At 70.1% G+C, this 23,382-nt stretch carries 24 protein-coding genes and 1 pseudogene; 12 read left to right on the plus strand and 13 right to left on the minus strand.

The genetic code is table 11. The features are described from left to right. Position 1 precedes the first annotated feature (1 nt). The 3 genes from ACPPVO_RS39230 (at position 2) to ACPPVO_RS39240 (ending at position 2,922) form a co-directional block, all read left to right on the plus strand. Positions 2–841, plus strand: coding sequence for a helix-turn-helix domain-containing protein (locus ACPPVO_RS39230; protein WP_426503628.1), 840 nt, complete (start codon positions 2–4; stop codon positions 839–841). 66 nt (positions 842–907) lie between these two features. After that, positions 908–1,489, plus strand: a complete 582-nt coding sequence (locus ACPPVO_RS39235) for a dihydrofolate reductase family protein (RefSeq protein WP_426503629.1) — start codon at positions 908–910, stop codon at positions 1,487–1,489. A 155-nt stretch (positions 1,490–1,644) separates the two neighbouring features. Next, a complete protein-coding gene (locus ACPPVO_RS39240) occupies positions 1,645–2,922 on the plus strand; it encodes an FAD-dependent monooxygenase (protein ID WP_426503630.1) in 1,278 nt (425 codons plus the stop codon). A gap of 303 nt (positions 2,923–3,225) precedes the next feature. Here the strand turns inward: ACPPVO_RS39240 and ACPPVO_RS39245 are convergent, their stop codons facing one another. From ACPPVO_RS39245 to ACPPVO_RS39270, 6 genes are all read right to left on the minus strand, one after another. Then, entirely contained in the window at positions 3,226–3,873 is a 648-nt protein-coding gene (locus ACPPVO_RS39245) for a tetratricopeptide repeat protein (RefSeq protein ID WP_426503631.1), read from the minus strand. Between the two features lie 250 nt (positions 3,874–4,123). Then, positions 4,124–4,918: an SCO6745 family protein gene (locus tag ACPPVO_RS39250; RefSeq protein ID WP_426503632.1), complete on the minus strand. Its 795-nt coding sequence runs from the start codon at positions 4,916–4,918 to the stop codon at positions 4,124–4,126. Positions 4,919–5,289: 371 nt separating this feature from the next. Next, positions 5,290–5,673, minus strand: coding sequence for a hypothetical protein (locus tag ACPPVO_RS39255; protein WP_426503633.1), 384 nt, complete (start codon positions 5,671–5,673; stop codon positions 5,290–5,292). A gap of 225 nt (positions 5,674–5,898) precedes the next feature. Beyond that, positions 5,899–6,591: a hypothetical protein gene (locus ACPPVO_RS39260; RefSeq protein ID WP_426503634.1), complete on the minus strand. Its 693-nt coding sequence runs from the start codon at positions 6,589–6,591 to the stop codon at positions 5,899–5,901. Positions 6,592–6,929: 338 nt separating this feature from the next. Continuing rightward, the gene (locus ACPPVO_RS39265; protein WP_426503635.1) at positions 6,930–9,338 is read right to left on the minus strand and encodes a family 20 glycosylhydrolase; all 2,409 of its coding nucleotides are present in this window, start codon (positions 9,336–9,338) and stop codon (positions 6,930–6,932) included. A gap of 374 nt (positions 9,339–9,712) precedes the next feature. After that, complete coding sequence (locus ACPPVO_RS39270) at positions 9,713–10,003, minus strand: hypothetical protein (RefSeq protein WP_426503636.1); 291 nt, start codon at positions 10,001–10,003, stop codon at positions 9,713–9,715. Positions 10,004–10,394: 391 nt separating this feature from the next. On the opposite strand from ACPPVO_RS39270, the gene fxsT reads away from it, so the two are divergent. From fxsT to ACPPVO_RS39295, 5 genes are all read left to right on the plus strand, one after another. Then, the gene (gene fxsT, locus ACPPVO_RS39275) at positions 10,395–13,274 is read left to right on the plus strand and encodes an FxSxx-COOH system tetratricopeptide repeat protein (protein WP_426503637.1); all 2,880 of its coding nucleotides are present in this window, start codon (positions 10,395–10,397) and stop codon (positions 13,272–13,274) included. 457 nt (positions 13,275–13,731) lie between these two features. Then, positions 13,732–14,430: a GtrA family protein gene (locus ACPPVO_RS39280; protein WP_426503638.1), complete on the plus strand. Its 699-nt coding sequence runs from the start codon at positions 13,732–13,734 to the stop codon at positions 14,428–14,430. Continuing rightward, entirely contained in the window at positions 14,420–14,548 is a 129-nt protein-coding gene (locus ACPPVO_RS39285; protein WP_426503639.1) for a hypothetical protein, read from the plus strand. The genes ACPPVO_RS39280 and ACPPVO_RS39285 overlap by 11 nt, the downstream gene beginning before the upstream one ends. A 387-nt stretch (positions 14,549–14,935) precedes the next feature. Continuing rightward, positions 14,936–15,436 carry an RNA polymerase sigma factor gene (locus ACPPVO_RS39290; protein ID WP_426503640.1) on the plus strand — a complete coding sequence of 167 codons (501 nt, stop codon included), beginning with the start codon at positions 14,936–14,938 and terminating at the stop codon, positions 15,434–15,436. 14 nt (positions 15,437–15,450) lie between these two features. Next, positions 15,451–15,900 carry an SRPBCC family protein gene (locus ACPPVO_RS39295; protein ID WP_426503641.1) on the plus strand — a complete coding sequence of 150 codons (450 nt, stop codon included), beginning with the start codon at positions 15,451–15,453 and terminating at the stop codon, positions 15,898–15,900. Here the strand turns inward: ACPPVO_RS39295 and ACPPVO_RS39300 are convergent. The 4 genes from ACPPVO_RS39300 to ACPPVO_RS39315 all read right to left on the minus strand — a co-directional run bounded on the left by ACPPVO_RS39300 (position 15,881) and on the right by ACPPVO_RS39315 (position 19,410). After that, positions 15,881–16,762, minus strand: coding sequence for an alpha/beta fold hydrolase (locus ACPPVO_RS39300; RefSeq protein WP_426503642.1), 882 nt, complete (start codon positions 16,760–16,762; stop codon positions 15,881–15,883). The genes ACPPVO_RS39295 and ACPPVO_RS39300 overlap by 20 nt on opposite strands. Before the next feature lie 39 nt (positions 16,763–16,801). Continuing rightward, positions 16,802–17,488 carry an SHOCT domain-containing protein gene (locus ACPPVO_RS39305; protein WP_426514782.1) on the minus strand — a complete coding sequence of 229 codons (687 nt, stop codon included), beginning with the start codon at positions 17,486–17,488 and terminating at the stop codon, positions 16,802–16,804. A 377-nt stretch (positions 17,489–17,865) separates the two neighbouring features. Next, positions 17,866–18,918 carry an endonuclease/exonuclease/phosphatase family protein gene (locus tag ACPPVO_RS39310; RefSeq protein ID WP_426503643.1) on the minus strand — a complete coding sequence of 351 codons (1,053 nt, stop codon included), beginning with the start codon at positions 18,916–18,918 and terminating at the stop codon, positions 17,866–17,868. 93 nt (positions 18,919–19,011) lie between these two features. Further along, the gene (locus tag ACPPVO_RS39315; RefSeq protein WP_426503644.1) at positions 19,012–19,410 is read right to left on the minus strand and encodes a hypothetical protein; all 399 of its coding nucleotides are present in this window, start codon (positions 19,408–19,410) and stop codon (positions 19,012–19,014) included. Between the two features lie 73 nt (positions 19,411–19,483). Here ACPPVO_RS39315 and ACPPVO_RS39320 point away from each other — a divergent pair, with 73 nt between their 5' ends. Then, on the plus strand, positions 19,484–19,768 hold the full coding sequence (locus ACPPVO_RS39320) for a hypothetical protein (protein WP_426503645.1): 285 nt from the start codon (positions 19,484–19,486) through the stop codon (positions 19,766–19,768). Here the strand turns inward: ACPPVO_RS39320 and ACPPVO_RS39325 are convergent. After that, positions 19,736–19,951, minus strand: a pseudogene (locus ACPPVO_RS39325) (LysR family transcriptional regulator); the annotation flags it as partial. The gene ACPPVO_RS39320 and the pseudogene ACPPVO_RS39325 overlap by 33 nt on opposite strands. On the opposite strand from ACPPVO_RS39325, the gene ACPPVO_RS39330 reads away from it, so the two are divergent. After that, on the plus strand, positions 19,950–20,693 hold the full coding sequence (locus ACPPVO_RS39330) for an SDR family oxidoreductase (protein ID WP_426503646.1): 744 nt from the start codon (positions 19,950–19,952) through the stop codon (positions 20,691–20,693). The pseudogene ACPPVO_RS39325 and the gene ACPPVO_RS39330 overlap by 2 nt on opposite strands. A gap of 65 nt (positions 20,694–20,758) precedes the next feature. Here the strand turns inward: ACPPVO_RS39330 and ACPPVO_RS39335 are convergent, their stop codons facing one another. Both ACPPVO_RS39335 and ACPPVO_RS39340 read right to left on the minus strand, forming a co-directional pair. Beyond that, positions 20,759–21,634 (minus strand): hypothetical protein, encoded by an 876-nt coding sequence (locus tag ACPPVO_RS39335; RefSeq protein ID WP_426503647.1) that lies wholly within the window; start codon positions 21,632–21,634, stop codon positions 20,759–20,761. Positions 21,635–21,824: 190 nt separating this feature from the next. Then, positions 21,825–22,208, minus strand: coding sequence for a GyrI-like domain-containing protein (locus ACPPVO_RS39340; protein ID WP_426503648.1), 384 nt, complete (start codon positions 22,206–22,208; stop codon positions 21,825–21,827). A gap of 12 nt (positions 22,209–22,220) precedes the next feature. On the opposite strand from ACPPVO_RS39340, the gene ACPPVO_RS39345 reads away from it, so the two are divergent. Both ACPPVO_RS39345 and ACPPVO_RS39350 read left to right on the plus strand, forming a co-directional pair. Beyond that, on the plus strand, positions 22,221–22,592 hold the full coding sequence (locus ACPPVO_RS39345; RefSeq protein WP_426503649.1) for a hypothetical protein: 372 nt from the start codon (positions 22,221–22,223) through the stop codon (positions 22,590–22,592). Between the two features lie 122 nt (positions 22,593–22,714). Next, a complete protein-coding gene (locus ACPPVO_RS39350) occupies positions 22,715–23,377 on the plus strand; it encodes an SHOCT domain-containing protein (protein WP_426503650.1) in 663 nt (220 codons plus the stop codon). Positions 23,378–23,382: the final 5 nt, after the last annotated feature.

A 23,382-nucleotide genomic window follows, 5' to 3' on the forward strand; every position in this document is an offset into this window, starting at 1 on the left:
CGTGGAGTACGTGTCCAGAGTGCCGCGACCGCCGCTGGACGGGCTGATCGACGACCTTTACTACCTGGAGGGTGCGCCGCCGTACGCCCGGCTGACGCTGCCGCCGATGCCGGCGGCGTTGCTCATCGTCAACCTCGGGGCGCCGTTTCGCATCCGCGGCGGCACCGACATCGAGACGGCCGAGTACGCCGACGGCTGCGTGGTCACGACGCCCACCCGCGCGCTGGAGTTCGGCTACCCACTCCGGACCCGGTCCGTCGGCGTGCACATCAAGCCGTGGGGGCTGGCGCCGTTCCTGCCGATGCCCGCGGCCGAGCTGTGTGACCGGCCGGTGACGGTAGAGCAGGTTTGGGGCCGGCCCGCCGTTGCCGAGCTGCGAGACCGGCTGGCCGCGGCGGACAGGCCGCACGAGATGCTGACGCTGCTCGAGGAGGAGCTGATGCGACGGCTGTGCGAGACCGCCGGCCTGGGGCTGGTCCGCCATCTGAGCAGCGTCATCGCGGCGACCAGCGGGGCGGTGGCGATCGGCGACCTGAGGGTGGCGGCCGGTGTCAGCAGCACTCATCTGGCACAGCGGTTCAAGGAGCTCATCGGCGTCACGCCGAAGCGGCTGGCCCGCACCTACCGCTTCGCCGCCACCGTGTTCGCGATCAACCCCGCCGGACCGATCGACTGGGGCGACCTCGCCGGTGGCGCAGGCTACTTCGACCAGGCCCACTTCGGCCACGAGTTCCGGGCGTTCACCGGGCTCACGCCGACCCGGTACGTCGAAGTCCGGCGGCGGTTCCTGCGCGAACATCCCGGCCACGTGCTGGACGGCTGGCCGCTGCCGGCCGATTGATTTCTTACAAGAGCGGCAGCTCACGACGCGCTAATTTGGGGGCACCCCAAAGCAGAGGAGAGCTCCGTGGGCAAGGTGGTCATGTACAGCTCGGTGTCGGTGGACGGCTTCGTCGCGGACGAGAATGACCAGCCCGGACCGCTGTTCGAGTGGTTGTCCAGCGGTGACGTCCCGTTGGACGAGAGCGGCGAGTTGAAGGTGTCGCAGACGTCCTACGACTACACCCGGCCGTACTGGGACCAGATCGGGGCGACAGTCGTCGGCCGCCACGTCTTCGACATGACGGACGGCTGGGACGGGAAACCTCCGGGCGGGATCGACCACGTGGTCGTCGTGACGCACCGGCCGGCGCCCGAGGGCTGGGACCCCGAGGCGCCGTTCCACTTCGTCGACGGCGTCGAGGCCGCCGTGGCCAAGGCGCAGGAGCTCGCGGGTGACCGCATGGTCGAGGTCGCCGCCGGCGACGTCGGTGGCCAGGTGCTTGCCGCGGGCCTGGTCGACGAGGTGCGCATGGACGTCGTACCCGTCGTGTTCGGGTCCGGCAAGCGCTACTTCGGATCGGTCCACGCGCAGCACCTGCTGGAGGATCCTGACGTGGTGATTCAGGGCAACCGGGTGCTTCACCTGCGCTATCGGGTGCGCCGTTGACGTTCTGAGCGGGCACGCGAGGAAGTCCACTGGGCCTCCGGCGGCGTTTGCGCATCGCTGTCCCTGGTCGGGCAGCCGTACCTTGACCGCCCCTCGACAGCGGTGGGCCTGTGCTGGGAACGTTCCAGCGCGGGAGGAAGCACATGGAGGCACTGATGAGCGTTGACGAATCCGAGCAGGAGCACACCATCCGGACCGGCGAGCAGGGGACGCGGGTGAGCGGTCCCAGGGTGTTGGTGGTGGGGGCGAGCATCGCGGGGCCCGCGCTGGCCCACTGGCTGCACCGGCGGGGAGCCGAGGTGACCGTGGTGGAGCGGGCCCCCGAGCTGCGTCCCGGCGGGCAGGCGGTGGACGCGCGCGGGGTGGCCAAGGAGGTCATCGGGCGCATGGGTCTGGACGCGGCGGTGCGCGCGGCCTGCACCGACACCGCCGGCGCGCACACCGTGGACGCGGACGGGCAAGTGCTGGAGACCTTCCGTGCCGACGACGACGGTGGCGACGGGTTCATCGCGGACATCGAGATCCTGCGCGGCGACCTGTCCAGGGTGCTTTACGACGACACCCGCGACGGCGTCGAGTACATCTTCGGCGACCGGATCGCCGAACTCACCCAGGACGCGGACGGGGTCGACGTGGCCTTCGCGGGCGGCGACCAGCGGCGCTTCGACCTGGTGGTCGGGGCCGACGGGCTGCACTCGGCGCTGCGGGCGATGGTCTTCGGGCCGCATGAGCGGTTCCTCCGCCACCTCGGGCACGTGCTGGCCTTCTACAGCGTGCCCAACGAGTTCGGCCTGGACCGCTGGCTGCTCGAGTACCAGGATCAGGAGTCCGGGCGCTCAGCGCTCCTGCGCCCCATCCAGGACGCTACCCGGGCGATGGCGATGTTCTACTTCGCCTCCGCTGACTTCGACGTCGACTACCGTGACGTCGCGGCCCAGCAGGTTCTGCTGCGTGAGCGGATGGCCGGCCTGGGCTGGTTGACCCCGGACATCCTCGCGCACCTGGACGACACCCCGGACTTCTACCTCGACCAGGTCGCCCAGGTGGTGATGGACCGCTGGTCGAGCGGACGGGTGGGGCTGCTCGGGGACGCGGCGTTCAGCTCGTCGCCGATGTCCGGGCAGGGCACCGGGCTGGCCCTGGTCGGCGCCTACGTGCTGGCCGGTGAACTGGCCGCCGCCGGGTGGGACCCCGCCGCCGGGTTCACCCGCTACGAGGCGCGGATGCGCTCGTTCGTCGAGGCCAACCAGGAGATCGGCCGGCTGAACGCCCGCAGCCGCGACAACGCCGAGCCGAGCCCCGATTTCGCCGGCGATTGGTTCACCGAGCTGGTCGGGCGCGCGATCAACGGCATCGAGCTGCCCGACTACGCGGGGGTGCCGGACTCCGCAGCCCCGGCCGGATCGCCGATCACCTCGTCGGCCAAGCCGTAGGTGTCACACCGATTCTGACCCGTGCCGGAGAGCGGTCCTCCGGTCGCGGCATGGACGCCCCCGCACTGTGGCTACCGGTCGTCGTTGGCGGCAGTGAGCGCGGCGGCCAGGGTCGGCAGCCGCCCGAAGGCGCGGGCGCCGCCCACGTGGTCGGCGTAGTCGCGGGACTCCACGATCCGGTGTCCCACTCGGTCGATCGCAGCAGCAGATTCGCTGGGAGCCGCGTCGCAGTCGTGCCGGCCTTTAAAGATCCACGAACAAGGATGAGCGGCGATGGCAGGGCCAGGATGCCACCCGGGGCCGTCAGAGCCCCAGGACCGGAGACTGCCGATTGGCCTCGACCGTCCGGACGTCCGCGGCTCGGCCGCGCAGCTCCGCCGCGTGCTCCGCCGCCCCGCGGGCGTCGTAGATCCTGGCCGCGTACTCCATGGCGTACGGATCTCCGCGTCCGATGGCGGCATGGAACAGCCGCAACGCCGTGGACTGGTCTCCGTCGTCCCGGAATGCCACACCCAATGCTGTGACCGGGTATCCGTCGTCCTGGCCGAGCACCGGCTCGATCCAGCGAGCCGCCTCACCTCGATCCCCGCGCTCCAACGCCAGCCGGGCCAGGCCCAGCATCGCATCCGCGCTGCCGGACGCTGCGGTGTCAGCCACCTTCCGCCAGATAGCCTCCGCTCGGTTGAGGTCGCCCTGCAGCTTCGCGAACGTGCCCAGGTTGAACCCGGCATCCACGTCACCCGCCGCCCACGCACCCTCCAACCATGGGATCCCTTCGGCGTACCGGCCCGCCTGGCACAAGGCCGCCCCCAGGATTCCCCCGGCACCCGTGTGCCCGGCCTCCGCCGCCCGGCGTACCGAAGCCATCGACGCGACGCTCAACCGGCCGTCCGTGTCAAACTCCACCAGCGGCTCCGGCACAGCCCGGCGACAACGGTTGAACAGACCCACAACCGCAGACCGTACTGGACGATCTCTGATCCAAGAAGCGCAGGCCAGCCAGAAAGGCCGGCCTCACGCGCGGATCAGGTTCGGCTACGGTCACGCTGCAAGGTCCAGTGCGCAGATCGAGCCGAAATGAGTGGACTTGATCATGTCGCGCACGCGTGGATCGATTGCGAGCCTGAGACGTAACATGATCGACTCGGCGCTGAGCGCGAGATGCCGAGCTGGGTTCGCGGCCGTCGCATGATGCGCCCACTCAGTCGCCGGCGGCCTTCACCGCGGCGGCGATCGGCTCGAGCCTTGCTATCAGGTCGTCGAGTTCGTTTGCGCTGAGCACCTCGTATGCCGACGCCGCCAGCTCGTCGGTGCGGGCCTCGATCCGCTCCCTGGTCTCGCGGCCGGCGTCGGTGAACCCGCCGGCGGCGTCCACGAGGCCACGGCCGCGCAGCCCGTCAACGACCGCGGCCAGCTGCGCCTTGGGCAGGTGGTGGACCCGGCCGAACTCCTCCGGCCTCATTCCGAGGGAGAGAGCGAGCAGGACGTGGGCCGCGGTGCCGCCGATGCCGTGGGCGACCAGGATGGCGTTGTGGCCGTCCCCTCGATGCTCCCGCAGCAGTGTCGCCGCGTGCCAGAGCCTGGCCACCGGCTCGTCGGGCACGTCGAGCGCCCGGAGCCCGGCGTACAGGACGCGACCCTCAGTCGGCGCGCTGACCGCTGCTCGGGTAGCGAGATCGGCCACCCGCACCAGCCCCGGGGAGTCGGCGAGCTCCCCGATCATCTGCCGCAGCGCGGCAGCGCTGCTCCGCTCACGCACGGCGATCGCCTCCCGCGGGGTGATCTTCCCCCACACCCACGGGATGTGGCGCGCCACCTCGCCGTCGGCGAAGTTGTAGAAGACCGCGTGCACCACCGCGGCCGGCGCCAGCCCCAGGGGCGCGGCCCGGCCCGCGAAGTATCCGTCCCAGTAGTTGCGCATGCCGACGGCCAGGAACGCCTCGTTCGGCACCTCCGAGAAGGTGACGGCGGCGATCGGCTCGACGAGCTCGAACATACGATGGACCCTGGCTTGTGAGTGCTGCATCGGTCGGCATCTCCTGTAGTCGTGACGGCGCCCGCCCTGGTTGGCGGCCCCTCACCCTGGCTACGAACAGCACCGCCCGGATACGACAAATCCGGTCGACATCTACCTAGCCGCCCATCGACGTGATACTCATTTTGTAGACCGGCCAGGGTACGTCAGCGCGGACGGGGCGGCGCTCGACGATCGGCCAGTCGCCGTCGACCAGGCAGTCGTCGAAGGTATTGGCGATGAGCAGGATCCCGGCGGCGTGGACGGGTCATCTCGAACCGCCGAGCCGGCTCGTGTGGGCAGGGATGTGGGCCATCGCGCTCCAGCTCGGACGCGTGTGGCCGGCGTGAGCGCTATCGGGGGGGCCGTCTCCACACGTAGTTGGGCGACACCGTCGAGAAGGTCGGCGCGCTGCCGAGCGCTGCAAGGCCGACGTGCCGCGGAACTATGGCGGCCCGCGGAACTATCGCGGCCCGCGGAACTATCGCGGCCCGCGGAACGGACGACGAAAATCCACAGAGGACGACCTCCACCCGCCCGCCGTTGTCGGCATCATCCGCGTCGCACAGATCAGACCAATCCACCGAGTCCAACATCGACACGTAGCACCACTCGTCGTCGATGAGACCGACGATGACCCACTCGACGCTTCCCTCGTCCGACTCCCAACTGAACGTCGGACCACCATCGCCGGCCGTCGCAGCAAAGACGGCCGCAAGTTCCTCGGACGGGATCACCTGATCCTCTGGACCCCGCAGTGTAAACATCTGCCCTCAACATTCATGCCGGAGTTCCTACCGCCAGCCGACTGGTGGGCCGGACGCTTCCAACCAGCCCCAATGATCCACTATGCACTCATGCCGCGGAGTGTGCGATGCGGTCTTCGGGGCCGTCCGCCGCGCTCCCTGCCGGTCAGTGGTCGACCCGGTGAGGCTGGTCAATCGCAGCGCCAGCGGCCGCGCCTACCCGCGGCGGCTGCGCTTGCGACGCAGCCGACGGCGCCGCCGCCCCGGGTGTGGGGATGGCGGCCTGGGATTCTGCACCGCCGCGTCGGCCGGCCCGCTCGCTCGCCTCGGGCGGCCCGCCGGAACGCAGGAGGCGAGCGCCAGGCCGAGCAGTAGCGCGTCCGCTGCGGCCCCGGAGCCGGGGTCGTCGCGCTGCGGCACCGGATCGACCAGCCCGTGCGGGTCGACGACGACGTCCTGGGTCGTCTCGCACTCGCGATCGTCGAACATGGGGACCGCGCCGGGGATCCGGCGGCCGTCCGGTCGGGCCAGCACGCACTCCTCGTCGTAGCCGGCGTCGCGCGGGCGGTCACGGATGTCGGCGCGCAACAGCGCGGCGTGGACCAACTCGCCGTCGAAGGCCACGACGATCGAGGCGAAGCCGCCGAACATGTTGCTCGCCGCCGCGAGCGAGCCCAACACCACAGTGACGATGAGCCACCCCAGGCGGTACTGGCGCTGGACGATGAGGAACAACAGCGCGCCGCTGTCGAGCCGGGGGCGGCCGCGTCGCGCCGCGTGCTCGGAGTCCCAGAACGCCACCATCGCCGGCAGGATCAGAACAGCGACGAAAACCCAAACAAATGCTGCATACGGTACGGCAGCCAAACCGCCCAGCGCCGCAACGAGCCACGCGGCCACGACCGCCACCAGCAGGCGAACGCTATTTCCGTTCACGACCTCATCGCGCCTTCATTCCCGCTGCCCGCTCGAGCCTACTATCGTCAGACTGCGATGGCGGGAGCGCCCTCGATGGCCTCGGGAACTGCTGGCAACCACGATACGGGGCGACCCCACAGCCAACGGTCGCGTCGTAGCACACCCGGCCGGGCGACGCCGTGTGCCGGCGGCCACCGCGAGGCCCCATCCGCAACACGGCCTGCCGCGGCCGGGCGACGCGCCGGGCATCGCGTGGAACAGGTTCGTGTGCGGCGTGAAGAGGCCGGCGGCGTGCTCGCCGCCGGCCTCGAAGTGCTCTACGACAGGCGCTACCGGTTGAACTGGAACCAGTTGAGGTTGACGAAGTCGGTGCCCGCGGTACCGGTGAAGGTGAGGAACACCGCGTGGACGCCGGTGGCCGCGCCCGTCAGGTTGGTGGTGGTGCTGGTCCAGGTCTGCCAGCCACCGGTGGACGCGACCGGGACACTGGCGATGACCGGGCCGGTGTTCGAGTCCAGGCGGTACTGGATCGTGCCGCTCGACGCGCCGGAGGCCAGTCGCGTGGTCACCGACGCCGCGGTCGGGGTGCCGAAGTCCACGTTGGTGTAGCCGAGCCAGTCGCCGGGGGTGATGTAGCCGACGTTCTGGCCGCCGCCGGTGTCGGTGGTGGTCTCGGTCTGGGTGCCGGACTGGCTTCCGAAGCTCTCCGCCTGCCGCACGCTGTACGCGTTGGGCAGTCCGCCGCCGGCGTTGAACTGCAGCCAGTTGAGGTTGACGAAGTCGGTGCCCGCGGTACCGGTGAAGGTGAGGAACACCGTGTGGACGCCGGTGGCCGCGCCCGTCAGGTTGGTGGTGGTGCTGGTCCAGGTCTGCCAGCCGCCGGTGGACGCGACCGGGACACTGGCGATGACCGGGCCGGTGGCGGAGTCCAGGCGGTACTGGATCGTGCCGCTCGACGCGCCCGAGGCCAGCCGGGTCGTGACCGAGGCCGGCGACGCGGCGCCGAAGTCGAGGTCGTAGGCGAGCGTGTCGCCGGGGGTGATGTAGCCGACGTTCTGGCCGCCGCCGGTGTCGGTGGTGGTCTCGGTCTGCGTCCCGGTCTGGGCGTTGTAGCTCTCGGCCTGGATCTGGGTGTACGCGCCGCGCGTCGTCGGCGGCGTGCCCCACGGGACCTGCGGCGAGCTGTAGTAGTTGATTCCCTGCACCGTCCACCGTGGACCCTGCGCGCCGAGCCGCACCTTGAACGTGTCCCAGTTGCGTGCCGACTGCGGCGACCACGCCAGCTCGGCCAGCGCCGGCAGCCGCGGGAACGCCATGAACTCGATGTCGGCCAGCTTGGTGATCGTTTCGGTCCACAGTGGAGCCTCGACGCCGAGGATCGCTCCGGCCGGTACGCCGGAGAGGTAGGCGCCCGGGTCCCAGTTGTAGGCGGTCTGCACCTCGATCAGGCCGGCCCACGTCTGGCCGAGCGGGGTCGAGCTGGTGTACTTCATGTCGAGGTACGCCTTGTTGGCCGGCGACAGCAGGATCTTGTCCCCCTTGGCCACCGCTGCGCTCAGGTCCGCGTCCGATGTGGACGTTCCCCAGTACTGCGCGACACGGTTCGCCGTGTGGTCGGCCTGACCGATCTGGTGCCAGCCGATGACGGTCTTGCCGGCCGCGCCGACGAAGGGCTGCACGCGGTTCATGAACGCGGTGTAGTCCGCCGCCGGCGTGCTCGACGCCTCGTCGCCGCCGACGTGCAGGTACGGCCCGGGGGTGATGGCGGCGAGCTCGCTGAGCACCTGCTGCACGAACGTGTAGGTGACCTCCTTGCTGACGCACAGCGAGCTGAAGCCGACGCTCGTGCCGGTGTACAGCGGCGGGGCCGTGTTGTTGCAGTTGAGCTGCGCGTAGGAGGCGAGCGCGGCGTTCACGTGGCCGGGCATGTCGATCTCGGGCACGATGGTGATCTGCCGCGACGCCGCGTAGGAGACCAGGTCGGAGTACTGGGCCTTGGTGTAGTAGCCGCCCGCGCCGCCGCCCACCTGGGTGCTGCCGCCCACGGTCGCCAGCTGCGGCCAGGCGTCGATCACGATGCGCCAGCCCTGGTCGTCGGAGAGGTGGAGATGCAAAATATTGATCTTGTACTGCGAGATGTCGTCGATGTACCGCTTCACCACGTCCGGGGCGAAGAAATGCCGCGACACGTCGAGCATCGCGCCGCGGTACGCGTACCGCGGGTAGTCGACGATCCGGCCACCCGCGACCGTCCACGGTCCACTCTGGACGGTACGCGCCTCGACCGTCGCCGGCAGCAGCTGCCGCAGCGTCTGCACCCCGTGGAACAGCCCGGCCGCCGTCTGCGCGCGAAGCGTGACGACGGCGGCGGTCACGTCGAGCTGGTAGCCCTCGGCGCCCACGCTCGGGTCGGCGCCGGACAGCAGCAGGGCAATGCCGCTCGTCGGCGTACCGGTCGTGGTGGACACCGGCAGTGCGTAGCCGGTCGACGGGCGGAGGATGCCGGCGAGGTAGTTGCCGGCGTCGGCGGCGCCGGCCGCGGTCTGGATCGCGGCGTTCGACGGCAATGTGTAGGTCACGCCGGCCGCGGGCTGCGCCGACACCGGCACGGGCACGACGTCGGCGAGGCTCACCGCGGCGTTGGCCGGAGAGGGCGCCAGCAGCCAGGCGGCGCCGGTGGTGACGGTCGCGACGGCCACGGCCGAGGCGAGCAGCAGGTCGCGCGGGGATCGATGCACGGCTTCCTCCAGCGAAACTGTTAAGTTTCCTGTTAGTTTGACGGCACGCTATGTCCCGCGCGGGAAAGTGTCAAGGGAGGCACCCCCGTCAACGCCGGCCGGGCCGTGTCCGCCTGGGGGTTTTGGTCACCGTGGCCAGGGATATACCGCTGCGGGGCGGGGCTCTGCTTGTCGTCGGCGAAGTCGAAGCCCCTGCCCGTTGGCCGCGGAGACAGAACCCTCGGGCTCTCCCTCCGACGCGCCAGTAGCGCGGCTTCGAAGGTCTCGGCGTTCCCGGTCGACTCGGCGTACGCCGCGTCGCGCTTGATCTCGTGAGCGCTCGTGCCGATGTGCGGATACCCCGTGCGCGAAGACCGGGGACCGCCGAGATTCGGCTACGGCACCTCTTCCACGCCGTTGTCGGTCAGTGGGACCGATAGCACGCCCGGTATCCGCCGGTCATAGCGTTCGATCTCCAACTCGGCCTTGCGCACGTCCAACGCGGCCTGCCGGTTCTGCTCCTCAGCCAGCTTGGCCTTCGCCTGCTCCAACTTGACCTTCTCCTTGACCATCGCCAGTTTGAACCTGTGCCGGCGGGACTGGAGGTGCTGGACGAACCCGGCGATACTGCCGCTGAAAAGGAACAGGAATATGACGATGTACCAGAACACGTCGTCGAACTTCACAGCACCTCCCTAGGCCGGGCGACTTTCCTGGTCGAGTCGACGGACCGCGATGCGGCAAGGCCACCATACGGGGATGCGTCAAGGTCGATGGTCCGGGTGCCGCCAAGCCATCGCCGGCGCACCGGCGGCCAACTCCCGCTGATGCGCGTGCCGCGCGTTCGCCGGCCGCTCCGCATGCCCGTGTCCCATACGCGTCGCGCCGACAGTGATCGGCTTGGACCCGATGCCTACCGTCTGCCCCAGAAGGCTTCATGCTGGTGGTCAATTCGACGAACACTGCCCATGCTGGAGGCGGGCTCGCAGTCGAGGGCACCGCGCTCCGGAGGTGTGGCGAGTGATGTCTGATGGTGGATACATATTCGTCAGCTACGCGCACTCTGATCGTGATTATGTGCATCGACTGGTCGGCTCGCTGGCCCGGTCCGGGGTGGATGTGTGGGCCGATGATGAGATCCCGACAGGAGAGCGCTGGGAGCAGGTGCTCCGGGAGCGGGTCACATCGTGCTCTGCGTTGCTGGTCGTGATGTCGCCAGCGGCCGCGGTGTCGAGATGGGTGGCTCGTGAGGTGGACCTGGCTCAGCGCGCGGGCAAGCCCGTTCTGCCGCTGCGTCTACGCGGCGACATCATTCTTGGTCTCGACGAGATCCAGGTGGAGGACGTGCGCGACGGTCGGATGCCCGGAGCGGCGTTCGTCCAGCGACTGCGGGGACAGGCGCCGTTGAGGCGTATGGTTCGCCATGCTGTAGGCCCTGTACCCAACGGAGCGGCCTGTTTCCAGCAGCGCACGGTGGCCGCCGACCTGGACGCCGCGTTGGCGGCCCGCGGTACGGCCATTCTCACCGGCTCATCGGCACAGATTCTCTCGGGCTTGGGCGGGGTAGGCAAGACTCAACTGGCGGCGGCCGTAGCACGGCGCCTGCGCGACAATGCGCAGTTGGACATCCTTGTGTGGATCAACGCCCAGAGTCGCAGTGCGATCGTGACGGGCTACGCCCAGATCGGAGCCGAGATCACCGGGGTCGACCAGGCTGATCCGGCGTATGGCGCCGCCGCATTTCTGGCCTATCTCGGCGTTGCGACGGCCCGCTGGCTGGTCGTCCTCGACGACCTGGCGGACCCATCCGATTTGGACGGATGGTGGCCTCCGGCAACCCAGGGTGGCCAGGTCATTGTGACCACCCGGCGCCGGGACGCATCATTGCGCAGCCATGGAGTGGTGCTGCCGGTCGGGTTGTTCACCCCCTGGGAGGCCCGCGCCTACCTGGCCGAGCAGTTTGCCGAGGACCCGGCCCGGCTCGATGAGGCCGACGATCTGGCCGCGGATCTGGGCTACCTTCCCCTGGCTCTTGCCCAGGCCGTCGCCTACATCTTCGACGGTGACCTGACCTGCGCGGAGTACCGCGTTCGCTTCTCCGACCAGCACAACGCGTTCGCAGCCCTCGTGTCCGCCTCACTGCCGGATGACTACTCACGACCCAGCGCCATCGCGTTGACCCTGTCGGTGGAGGCCGCCGATCAGTTGGCACCGCGAGGGCTGGCCCGCCCGCTGTCGGTACTCCTCAGCCTGCTGAATCCAAACGGCGTTCCGATCGAGCTGATGTCGGCACGGGCAACGGTGGACTTCCTGACGGCTGTCCAGCCGAACGCCTCAACGGCGGAGCCGGTCACAGCAGGCGTGACGCGCGACGCGATCGCCTGCCTGGTTCGGCTCAATCTGGTGGTCTTGGACGAGGACGCGACCGGCAACACCCGCAGTGTGCGGGTTCACGCTTTGGTGCAGCGGTCGATGCGGGACCAGACCTCGCCCGACCTCCTCGCACGCGCGGCCCGTGCAGCGGCCGACGGGATAGTCGAAATCTGGCCCGAGATCGACCGGGATGTCGCGCTGGCGCAGTCCCTGCGGTCCAATGTAGACGCCTTGCGAAGCCACGCCGAGGGCAGTCTGTGGACGACCGAAGCGCACACCGTGCTCGTGCAGGCAGGCTACAGCCTCGGCAGCGCTGGACTGCTCCAGGCTGCGACCGCCTACTTTGACCAACTGACCACCGACGCATCCTGGCGGCTCGGCGCCGGCCACCGTGACACCCTACTGAGCCGCGCGTACTCGGTTCGCTGGCGTGGTGAGTCCGGAGACGCCGCAGGTGCCGCGGCGGACGCCGAGGTACTTGTCGCGGATCTGGTTGGAAGCCTTGGACCCGATGATCCTGACGTCCTGGCGGCCCGCAGCAACCTCGCACGCTGGCGTGGCGAAGCGGGTGATCTACGCGGTGCGATCGAGGCCAACCGGGCGTTACTCGCCGACCAGGTACGGATTCTCGGTGCCGACCACGGCGAGACCCTCTCGACCCGCAACAACATCGCCCACTCGCGCGCCCGCGCCGGCGATCCCGCCGGGGCGGTCGCCGAGTTCGAAGCACTGGTCGATGACTACAGCCGCGTGCTGGGCCCACAGAGCTACCGGACGCTGACCATCCGCGGCAGCCTGGCCAGATGGCGCGGAGTCGCAGGCGACGTGCCGGGCGCGGTCGCCGCCTACCGGACGCTGGTCCCGGACCAGATCGCAGTGCTGGGGCCGGACCATCCCATCACGATGCGCAGTCGCAGCAACCTGGCGTCGATGATCGGGGAAGGCGGCGACGTCGCCGGTGCCGTCCTCGGATTTGAGGAGCTGCTCGACGACCAGTTGCGCATACTCGGGTCCGATCACCCCGACACCCTGGCAACCCGCGGCAATCTCGCCTCGTGGCGCGGCGAGGCCGGCGATGTCGGCAAGGCGGTCAACGAGTTCGAGGCACTCGCAGCCGACTTCGCACGCGTGATGGGTGTGGATCATCCGCAAACCCTGACCGGACGCGGCAATCTCGCGTACTGGCGGCAACGGGCCGGTGACCTCTCTGGTGCGGCCGTCGCCTTCGCCCGCCTGCTCTCCGATCGAGTACGAGTCCTCGGAGCCGACCATCCCGACACGCTGTGGAACCGGGCAAACCTCGCCACCCTGCTAGGCGATGCCGGCGATCCAGGTGCCGCCGTCCAGGCGTTCCAGGAAGTGCTCTCCGATCGGATACGCGTCCTCGGAGCCGATCATCCTGAAACTCTGAGCACCCGAAGCAGCCTGGCATTCTGGCGCGCCGAATCCGGCGACCCGGCGTCCGCGGTCGCCGAGTTCGAAGCCGTCCTCGGTGACCTGGTCCGGGTATGCGGTCCGGACCATCCGGCCACTCACGAGGCCCAGAACCGACTCGTACTATGTCGGCAGCAACTTGACCGTTGACCGATGTCCACCAACGCCACGTTTCCCGTCCCCGACGTGGCGATCGCTTCAAATGGGCCCTCAGCGGGCGGCGATGGCGGTCGAGCCCGTCACGATGCGTATCGCATTCATCCCGGGTGCCGGTGCCTAGGGGGCTGCTGATCTTGTGAGTAGCCATCGCTCGCGGGTGCCGTCGGTGCGGGCCGGGCAGCTTCGGGTGGCGCGCATCAACGCTACTCGCTGACGACTCGCCGGTCAGCTTTCCGCAGGTGCTGTGCGGGATTCCGCGGAGGCGGCCGTCGACGCGCGCGGCTTGATGAAGCCGGCGCCGATCCGTGCTGCTGCCGTTGCGCTGACGCGGGTCCCCCGTGCCTGTCAGCGCGCTGATAAGGCGGTGTCAGCGGCGTCGGCCATGGTCAGTTTGCCGGCGGACGTACGGGCCGCCGAGACCGGATGGCGACGCTCGATGGAGGGCACGATGCAGACGTTCGACACTCCCGCGCCGACCTCCGCCGTCGTCGCGAGGAGAACTGTCATGAGCGAGCAGACGGCCGGCGCGGTGGGGCTGACCGGCACCGGCGCGGGTTGCCGGCCACGCCGGCGCGGGCCGGCCGGTCCAAGACGTTGCTCCGCCTCGACCGTACGGCCGATGCTGAAGCCCGCTCGCCGCCGTTCTGGTGTGGAGCGCGAAGGCGAGCCGATCGCGTCGCTACGATCGACGAAGCCGGCCACCCGGAGCCCATTCGCCTCGTTCGCCAAGTTCGTTCTGATCGGCGGTGGTGTCGGGCTCGCTTCCAGTGCTGCGGTGCCGCTGACGGCCACGCTCATGCCATGGGTGACCGCGAACGCGCTGATCACCGTCGTGTCCACCCTGCTGGGCACCGAACTCCACGCGCGGTTCACCTTCGGCGCTCGTCGGCGCGCGCAATGGCATCAGCACCTGCAAGCCGCCGGCTCGGCCGCGGCCGCCTACATGCTCACCTCGGCCGTCATCCTCGTACTGCACGCGGTGCAGCCATCCGTCGGTATGTGCTGGGAGCAGGCTGCTTACCTCAGCGCCTCCGGACTCGCCGGCGCCGGGCGGTTCCTGATGCTCCGCCTGTACGTCTTCCGCGCCCAGCGGCACCCTCGGCATCGGACTCTTCGCCTTGCTTCAGAATCAGGACATGGCGGCTGAGGCGATTTTCGGGCTCGTCGGCGTTCTGCTCGGTTCGGTGTCGACGTCCGTCGTCGCCGTGCACCAGGTGCAACTGGCCGGCCGGCGTGAACGCGAGGCTCACCGCTCCGCCGGGTGACCAGGACTATTCCGCGCCCGGAAAGCGATCGGCGGACCCAGCCCGTGCCGTCGGACACCCGGCCGCCGGCCGGAGCGAGCAGTTAGTCGTCGTCGGCGTTGTCGACCACGAGGAGCCAACGCCCCGGCTGCTCCTCCAGCAGCCGCCAGACCGGGTCCGGTGCGCTGGCGTGGCCGGACCAGGCCCACCTCGATAATCTGATCCGAGTCCACGGCGTCTTCCGGACGCGGCTTGTTGCCGTGGTTGCGCGCCGTCGGGGTTGAAGAGCGGGCCGCGACCCGTACGGTCACGGTTGGAATTCGCGCACGGATCTAGCCGATGAGCGGGCTCTCGCTGCGGGGGACCGGTGTAGCAGTCGGAGATGGGTGCTGTGGCAGGCTTCAGGCTGTGGAACGGGATCGCGGGGTGGCGCTGGCGCGCGCTGCGCTGGGCGGTGATGTGCTGGCGATGAGTGATCTGCTTGATCACCTTGCTGGGTATGTCGGCCGCATCTGCGGCCCGATCGCGTTGGACGGCGGGGCTGACGCGGCCCAGGAGGCGCTGATCGCGGTGTTCCGGGGCCTGCGGACGCTGCGTGAGCCGGAGGCCCTTTATGGCTGGGTGCGGGCGATCGCGGTACGCGAAGCGGTGCGGGTGGCGCGGCAGCAGGCCCGTGGCATCCCGACCGAGCTGGATGAACTGCCTGCCCCGGGCGATCCGCAGCTGCCGGCCGACATCCGTGACGTGCTCGACCGGCTGTCGCCCGAACATCGAGCGGCGCTTGTCCTGCGCGACCTGGAAGGCCTTGACGAGGCGGAGGTGGCGCGGATTCTGGACGTGCCCGCGGGCACCGTGAAGTCCCGCCTGCATCGCGCCCGGGCCAGCTTTCGAAGGGCGTGGACATCATGACCGACGTATGGCCGGTGGCCGAGCTCGACCCGGTACGCCGGTTGACCGTGCTGGCGGCGGCGATCCCGGGAGCGCGGGTTGCCAGCCGGATCGTGGGGGCGCCGTTCGACGACGTGTGGGCGGTGATGAGTGACCTGGAAGGCGAACTTGGCCGCTTCCAGCCCGATCTGCACCGTGTCCGGATCACCCGCCGCGACGGTGAGCGGCTGGAGGCGGTGGCCCGCAGCCGGTGGGGGATGCGGGCCCGCTTCGACGTGCTGCTGCGGCCGGGCTGGTGCTGGATGCAGAGCAGGTTCCTGTTGATCGGTATGGCGGCACGGCCGGACCCGGCCGGTACGCTCGTGGCTCTCACCGGAGGCATACGAGTGCCGGGCCGTGCCGCGTTGGTACCCGTGCTGGCCGGGCTGGCCAACCGGCGCGCCGCCGACCGCCTCGCCGCCCGGGTCACTGCCCGTCGTACGTAGTGCGAATTTCGAGCATCCCGCGAACCGCTTGGGCGACCAGCTCCGGACGCTCGTCGGGCAGATGATGCCCGCAGCCGGCGACCACCTGAACGCGCAGGCCCTCAGCGCCGGCCAACTGCGCCGGCGACAGCGTGACGTCCTCGGCGCCGAACAGCAATGTCGTCGGTACGGTCAGCGGCCGCTCGGGCACGCTGTGGCGCAGCAGCCGGGGAATCTCCCGTATGACGTACTGCCAGTGCAGCGCCTGCCCGGCGCGGGCCCGTTCGGGTTGGCTGAGCACCTCGGCGAAGGCGGCCAGTTCGTCGTCGCGCCACAGTCGAGGGTCGGTCACGGCCCGGCGCAGCAGGAACCGCACCAGCCCGGGGCGCCGCAGCATCCAGGCGCCGACGCCGGGATATTCGATCAACGCCGTGTACCACTGCCGCCACGCGTGCCGAATCAGCGGTCCACGCGCTGGCCGCGGATGCAACGTGTTGAGCGCGACGAACCCGATGAAGCGGTCCGGCTGGCTCATGCAGAGCCGGAAACCGACTTTTGCGCCCCAGTCGTGCCCGACCAAGTACACCCGCTCCAGCGCCAGGGCATCCATCAGCGCGAGCATGTCGCCGGCCAGCGTGCTCACGTCGTAGCCCCGTCGCGGCGCGTCCGACCAGCCGAAACCGCGCAGGTCGGGGCAGATGAGCCGGCATCCGGGCAGCAGCGGAACTACTTTCCGCCAGGCATACCAGTGTTGTGGGAACCCATGCAGCATCAGCACGGGGGTGCCGTCACCGGCCTCGGCGACGTGGAAGTTCAGGCCACCGGCCTGGACAATACTGTGCCGGACGCCTTCGACGACCGGCATCGCTGTTGTCGTGGTCACCGCGACTCCTCTCCAACGTTTCTGTTGGGAGGAGGGCGGCTATCGCCGAAACGTTCCAGTGCTTTGCGTCACGCCAATGGCCGGCTGCGGAGCCCCTACGCTCGCGAAGGTCGTCGCGAGCGTCGAGGCCGCGCCCATGCCGCTGTCTGCGTGTGCGGGCGACGTACGTAGGGTCCGGTTACTCGCTCCGTTTGCCGGCGTCGATGACACTCGTGTGCGGAACAGCGCGGGTCGGGCGCGCCCGGATGATGCCTGCATTTCGGCCAGAATCTTCGCCTTCGCCTGTTCGTACTCGGCTGGCGACAGCGCACCGGAGTCCCGCAGCGACTGCAGCATGCTCAACCTGACGAGCGGGTCCGTCGCCGGGGCGGGCTGCGCGGCGCCGGACCCGGCCGCAAACGACTGCCCGTCGTTGATCCTCACAAGCGCGCGGAATGGCGGTGTTCCCCCACCCGCGTTGCCGAAGGGGTGCGGGTGCGGCGGCGGGACCGGCACCGGCTGCCCGAACCGTAGCCGGCCCAGGATGAAGCTCGCGAGGCCGCCGATGATGGCGAGGGGCAGGATGAACGCCCATTTGCCCGTCCCCGGTGGGCACTGCCGGGCCGAGACGTAGTTGCCTCCGGATGCGCAGGAACCGCCCCGGACCAGCTGGACGAGCGCGAAGAGCGCGACGCCCAGACAGACGACGCCGAGCAGGAAGCCGATCGTGGAACGGACTCGATACATCACAGCGTGACCGTATAGATCAAGGTATTCCCATCCGCATCGTTGGGTACGGAATGCGACCGATCACCACGACCGCCCCACCACAATTGCAAGATCGACGAGGGTGGCTCGGCGGGTGGGGAACCGCACAACTCAGCGTTGGGGCGCGGTGGCGGCTCGACCTGGTCACCAGCTGTGACCAGCCTCGGCGAGGCCGAGGCGTCCCGTCGTGCCGCCGAGCGCGCACCTGATCACGTCAATGCTCGGGTCGCGTCGATCGGCGGGCGATGCCCAGGGGGTTACTCCGTCAGGATGGCCTGGATAGGCAGCCGCGATTTGAGCGGGGTGAGCTCAGGCGCGGCCCTCAACAGGCTCGATGAGCTGCCCCTCCGAACGGGTCAGCCGCCGGCCGTCGGGAGCACCAGTTCGGCGAACACGGCCCGGTGGTCGCTCCCGGCGACGCGATGGATCACTACCTTCCGCACGCCGACGCGCTTGTCGGCGAGGATGTGGTCGAGCGTCACACTCGGGAAGTACCACCGGTTGTCGTAGGGCCACGACGTGGCGAGCCCGGCACCGGCGAGGTCGGCGGCGTCGTGGTACCCCTTCGCCACGACCCGGCGGAACGCCTTGTGGTCCAGCGTCGAGTTGAAATCGCCCATGAGCAGGCTGACCGGCCCGCCTGGGATCGCCGCCGGCTGCGCCGCGAGATCGGCCACCCAGCAGGCGTCCGACGCGCGGCCCATAGGGGCGCACGGATGCGCCGACTCGACGTACACCTCCGGGGCGCCCGGCACCTGCACTCTGGCGTGCGCCTGCATGAAGCCGCCGGCGAGCTGCCGGTACCCTTGTTCCGTGAGCGGGAAGCGGCTGTAGACCGCCGAACCGCCCGCATCGGCCCGCGGATAGGCGACCGCGTTGGGCAGCGTCTCCTCCAACCCGGCCGCGCGCAGTGCCGCACGCCCTTGCGCGGTGTATTCCTGCACGGCGAGCAGGTCAACGGCGCCGTCGCGGACGAGCCGCACGATCTGCCCGGGTTCGGCCTGGCCGTAGAGCATGTTGACGGTCATCACCCGCAGGGTCGGCCCTGCGGGAACTCCGGCGTCGGCGTCAGCGATCCAGCGCGGCAGGACACACGCGGCCAAGGCGACCACCACCCCGGCCGCCGCGACCGCCGGCCAGACCCGTTTCGTCAGCACCGCCAGCGCCAGCGGCACCAAGGCGACCACCGCGACATACGGGGTGAAGGCGATGAGCTGGATGGTCGGGTAGCCGCGCTCCAGACCGAACACCCGCCCCGCCGCCCATACCGCGAACGGCGCGATGAGCAGCCACAGCAGCACGGTCAACCACCGGCGGCGGCGCGGGGTCCCGGCCGGCGACGCGCGCGGCACGGATTCCTCGGTGCTGATCATCCCGCCAAGAGTAGGGGTACGGGCAAGCCGCCCCATGCCCGCTCCTGCATCGTTGCTCCGAACGTCGCTACAACTTCCGAGCAGGTCGAGGTAACCGTCTTCCGCGGCCGGCGAATGACAGGAATTGGTTCAGGCCGTCCGGGCCCGGTGTTCTCCTTCGGGGTTGGCACCCCAGGCGCGCGCCGCGTTCTTGAAGGCGGCGATCAGGCTGCTCCGGTCGCCCGCGCGGGTTACTGCTACGACCTGGCACGGTTCGATGCCCGTGATCGGGATGGTGGCGACGCCCGGGTGCAGCGTGCTGCGGCGGTCGCCGGCGGGCAGGACCGCGACCGCCCCGCTCGCGATGAGCTCGAGCTTGTCCTCGAAGGTGTCCTCCGGCCCGGGCGGCGTGCTCCACATGGTCGGGCTGCTTGTGCACGCGACGAGGTCCTCGTCGGCCAGGTCGCCGGCAGTGAGCGAGGCGCGACCGGCCAGCGGGTGAAACGCGGGCAGCACCGCCACTCGCGGCTCGTCGTAGAGGACGTCCACCTGGAGGCCGTCTGCGGGCAACGACAGGGGGGAGGCGGGTGATCAGCGCGTCCACCCGGCCGTCCACCAGGGCGTGGGCCTGCTGCCAGGTCAGGTGGCGGGTGCGGATGACGGCGGCCGGGAAGCGTTGGCGCAGTTCCAGCACGATCGGGGTGACGACGAGGTCGCCGACGTGGCCGATCGTCAGGGCCGGGCCGGTGTCGCGGGCGGCGAGAATGGCCTGGTGGGCAGTGTGCAGCAGGGATTTCGCCTCGGTCAGGAACGCCTGGCCGGCCTCGGTGAGGCTGCTGCCCTGCGGGGTGCGGTCGATCAATCGTGCGCCGAGCTGGTCCTCCAAGCGCCGGATCTGCCGACTTAACGACGGCTGCGCCACATGTAGCGCGGCGGCGGCCCGGCCGAAGTTCCCGTACTCTGCCACGACGGTGAAATAGCGGACCAGTCGCAGGTCGATGTCGGGCATCCTCGTCATGCCTCGATGGTATGGCGGGTTGCCGGACAGGTCTTGGACGGCGAGGCCGGCGCGGGCTTGAGTGGGGCGCATGGGCAACTATGCGGGCAAGAACGTTGTGATCACCGGTGGAACCAGCGGTTTCGGGTTCGCCACGGCGCGGCTTCTGGCCGACGGCGGCGCCCGGGTGCTGGTCACCGGGCGTGACCCGGACCGGCTCGGCGCCGCCCGCGAGCGGCTCGGCGGGAATGTCCTGGCGGTGCGCAGCGATGCGGCCTCGTCGGCCGACATCGACGCGCTCGCCGCTCGGGTGAAGGCCGAGTTCGGTACGGTCGACGCCCTGTTCGTCAACGCCGGGGTGACTCACAATCTGCCGTTCGAGCAGATGACCGCGGGGGTGTACGAGGAGTTGTTCGCGGTGAACGCCAAGGGACCGTACTTCACCGTGCAGCGGCTCGCCCCGATGCTGACCGAGGGCAGCGGCGTCGTGTTCACCACGTCGGTCGCCAATGTGAAGGGCCTGCCGATGAGCAGCGCATATGCCGCCAGCAAGGCCGCGCTGCGCTCGATGACCCGCAGCCTGGCCCACGAGCTGCTCGACCGGAAGGTCCGGGTCAACGCGGTCAGCCCGGGCCCGATCGACACCGGCATCCTGCGGCGCTCGATGCCGGCGGACGCGGCGGAGCGGCTAGAGACGGAGTTTGTTGCCCGCAACCCGATGGGCCGCATGGGAGACCCGGTCGAGGTAGCAAGGGCGGTGCTGTTTCTGGCGTTCGATGCCACCTACACTACGGGCGCCGAGCTGACCGTCGACGGCGGCGCCTCGCAGCTGTAGTGGATTTGCCGCTGGCCGGACGCGGCGCAGTTGGTATCACCGAGGAGCCACGGCCGGTGCCCCGTCTACAGGCCGACGGTGTTCAGGTGGCGCAGGCGGGCCGGCAGCGGCGGCACGCGAAGCGCGCCGGCGCAGGCGTCGAGCTGCTTACGCACGTCGGCGCCCCAAAACGTCCAGGTCCAGCCGGGCCACGTCGGCGACAGATCGATGAGGGCGCCCTGGAGCCGGTCGATGCACCACAGCGCGCCGGCGCGGGCGGCCTGGTCGAGATGCAGGCCCCAGCGCGGGAGCTCCGGTCGCTCCAGATGGGCGAACCCGGATGCCAGCGCCTCGACCTTCGCCGCGGTGGTGTAGGCGATCGCTGTCTGGTCGTCCGCGGCCAGGTACAGCTCCAGCGAGCCGTCGGGGCGCCGGATGCTCAGCACGCCCTCGTACCAGTGGTCGGGTCGGTCCGGGCGGAGGTCGTCCGGGCCGTGGAACGGCGCCGGCCGGTCCGCGAGCAGACTCTGGTCGGGCGCCTGCTCGCGGAGCGGGGTGCGGTCCTGGCCGAGGTACGCGGCGATGTCGAGCACCCCGTCGAACGCCCACCGCACGTGCCAGCCCGGCCACGCCTCGACCAGCCCGGCGAGCCCGTCGACGAACGTGGCGTAGTCGTCGGGCTGCTCGAAGGCGAGCAGCACCCGCCGGTCGTGGTCGATCAGGGCGGCGCCCTCGCAGTAGACGTCGGTCATGAGCTCGTCGACCGGCGTGATGCCCGTCCACTGCAGCGCCTCGGCGGTGTTCGGCGGCGGGAATTCGGACGGCTCCGACGGTCGCAACGCCGCGGTCGCCGCCTCAGGGCCGGCGAGGAGGTCGGCCACGATACGCGTGGCGCCCCACCGCGACCAGCCCAGGGACGTCTCGCCCCGCTCGATGACGACGTAATTGGCCCGGTTCCCCATAAGCGGCCATCCTGCCGTCCGGCGCGCCGATCGCCGAATGGATTTCAGGCGCCCATGTGGATGTGTGCGGCGCGCTCGGAGACAAACGCGGACACGGTACGGCGCCGGCGTAGACACACGCCCGCTGACCGGCCGGTCACCGCACTGCTGGCGGTGGTGGCAGGGTCCAGCCAAGGGCCCACGAGCCTTGTCACCGCTCCGGGGTGAGGCGGAACACCGGCCAGCCGATCTCGGTGCACCAGTCGGCCGCGGTCGGGGTGTCGCGGGGGCCGACCACGTACATCTCGTCGACCGGGCCGTCGACGGCCAGGGCGTGCTCCACCACCCATGACCCCAACCGGCCGTATGTGACGTCGATGTCGCCGTGGCCACCCGGATGCACGGTGACGGCGAGGTCGGCCGGTGGCAGCTCGACGACCTCGATGCGGCCGGTCGCGCGGGGTCCGCGGACCGGGCGGTACACCGTCATCATCCCGGCGCCGGCGGTGAACAGCTCGTTGGCGTAGCGGCCGCCGGGTGGGCCGGTGCGCTCGGCCGGGGCGAACGCGGCGTCGAGCTCGGCGCCGCGAAGCACGCGGTCGAGGCGGTGACGGCGGCACTGCGCGAGGAGGTCGCCCCGCTGGGCATCCGCGTACTGGCGATCGAGCCGGGAGCGTTCCGTACCCATGCCTATGCCGGGTTTCCCGACGAGCCGCTCACCGAGACCATTCCGGCCTACCGCCGGATGCTGGAAGACGTACGGTCCGCGATGATCGACCAGGACGGCAAGCAGCCCGGCGACCCGCTGCGCGGCGCTCGCGCGGTCATCGCCGCGATGGCCGGGGAATCACCGCCACATCGGCTGGTACTCGGCAGCGGCGCGTACGACGCGGTGACGTCGACACTCCGCGAGGCAATTACCGACATCACCCGATCCGAGGCGGCCTCCCGCGCTGCCGACTTCCCGCCGGAAACGTGAGGCGGGGCCTCCGGCTCCTGTTCCTGGCCGCCTGCGTCGGCTTCCGGACAGGACGTCACCGATGTGAGTGCCACGCTGTGCGGCATCTCGCGATCGGCCCGGAGGTCGGATTGAAAATCAGCGTGCGGGAAGTCCTGAGCCTGGTGATCGGCCTCGGCGGCGTCGCCCTGCTGGCGACCGGCATCTACCACCTCCTCGACATCGGCACCTGCGGGACGGGCGGCCCGCACGTGATCGCGCGCGAATGCCCGCAGGGCTCCGGGATCTGGGGCCCGCTCCTCCCGGTCGGCCTGGTCCTGTGGTTCATCGGCCTGTTCGTGAGCAAGGAGGGTCTGATCAAGCCGGGCGCCGGGCAGATCGTGTGGAGCGCCCTGTTCGCCGGCGGCGGCTTCGCCCTGCTCTACCTGGTCCTCACGCAGCCCGACCTCGGCCCCGGATCGGAGCTCGGCGCCTACATCATGGCCGCGGTCTTCCTCCCGCTCGGCCTCGGCATCTGGATCCCCGCACTGCTCAAGCTCCGGCGCAAGCAGGACGGTACCGCGGAACCGCAGACGACCGACGCCGCGGTCGCCGGCGACCACACGGCCTGGACGAAGCAGCTGCACCAGCTGCGCAGCGACGGGGGGCTGACGCGGGCCGAGTTCGATCGGCTCAAGGGCGACCCCGCCGGGTTCGCCGACCGGCTCGATCTGATCCAGCAGCTGGCCGACCTGAAGGCGGCGGGCCTGCTGTCCGCGGAGGAGTTCGCGGCCAAGAAGCACACCGTCATACTCGGCGACTCGTAGGACAT

This window comes from Dactylosporangium sp. McL0621 (genome assembly GCF_049995355.1).
In the GTDB taxonomy this organism is placed as follows: Bacteria; Actinomycetota; Actinomycetes; order Mycobacteriales; family Micromonosporaceae; genus Dactylosporangium.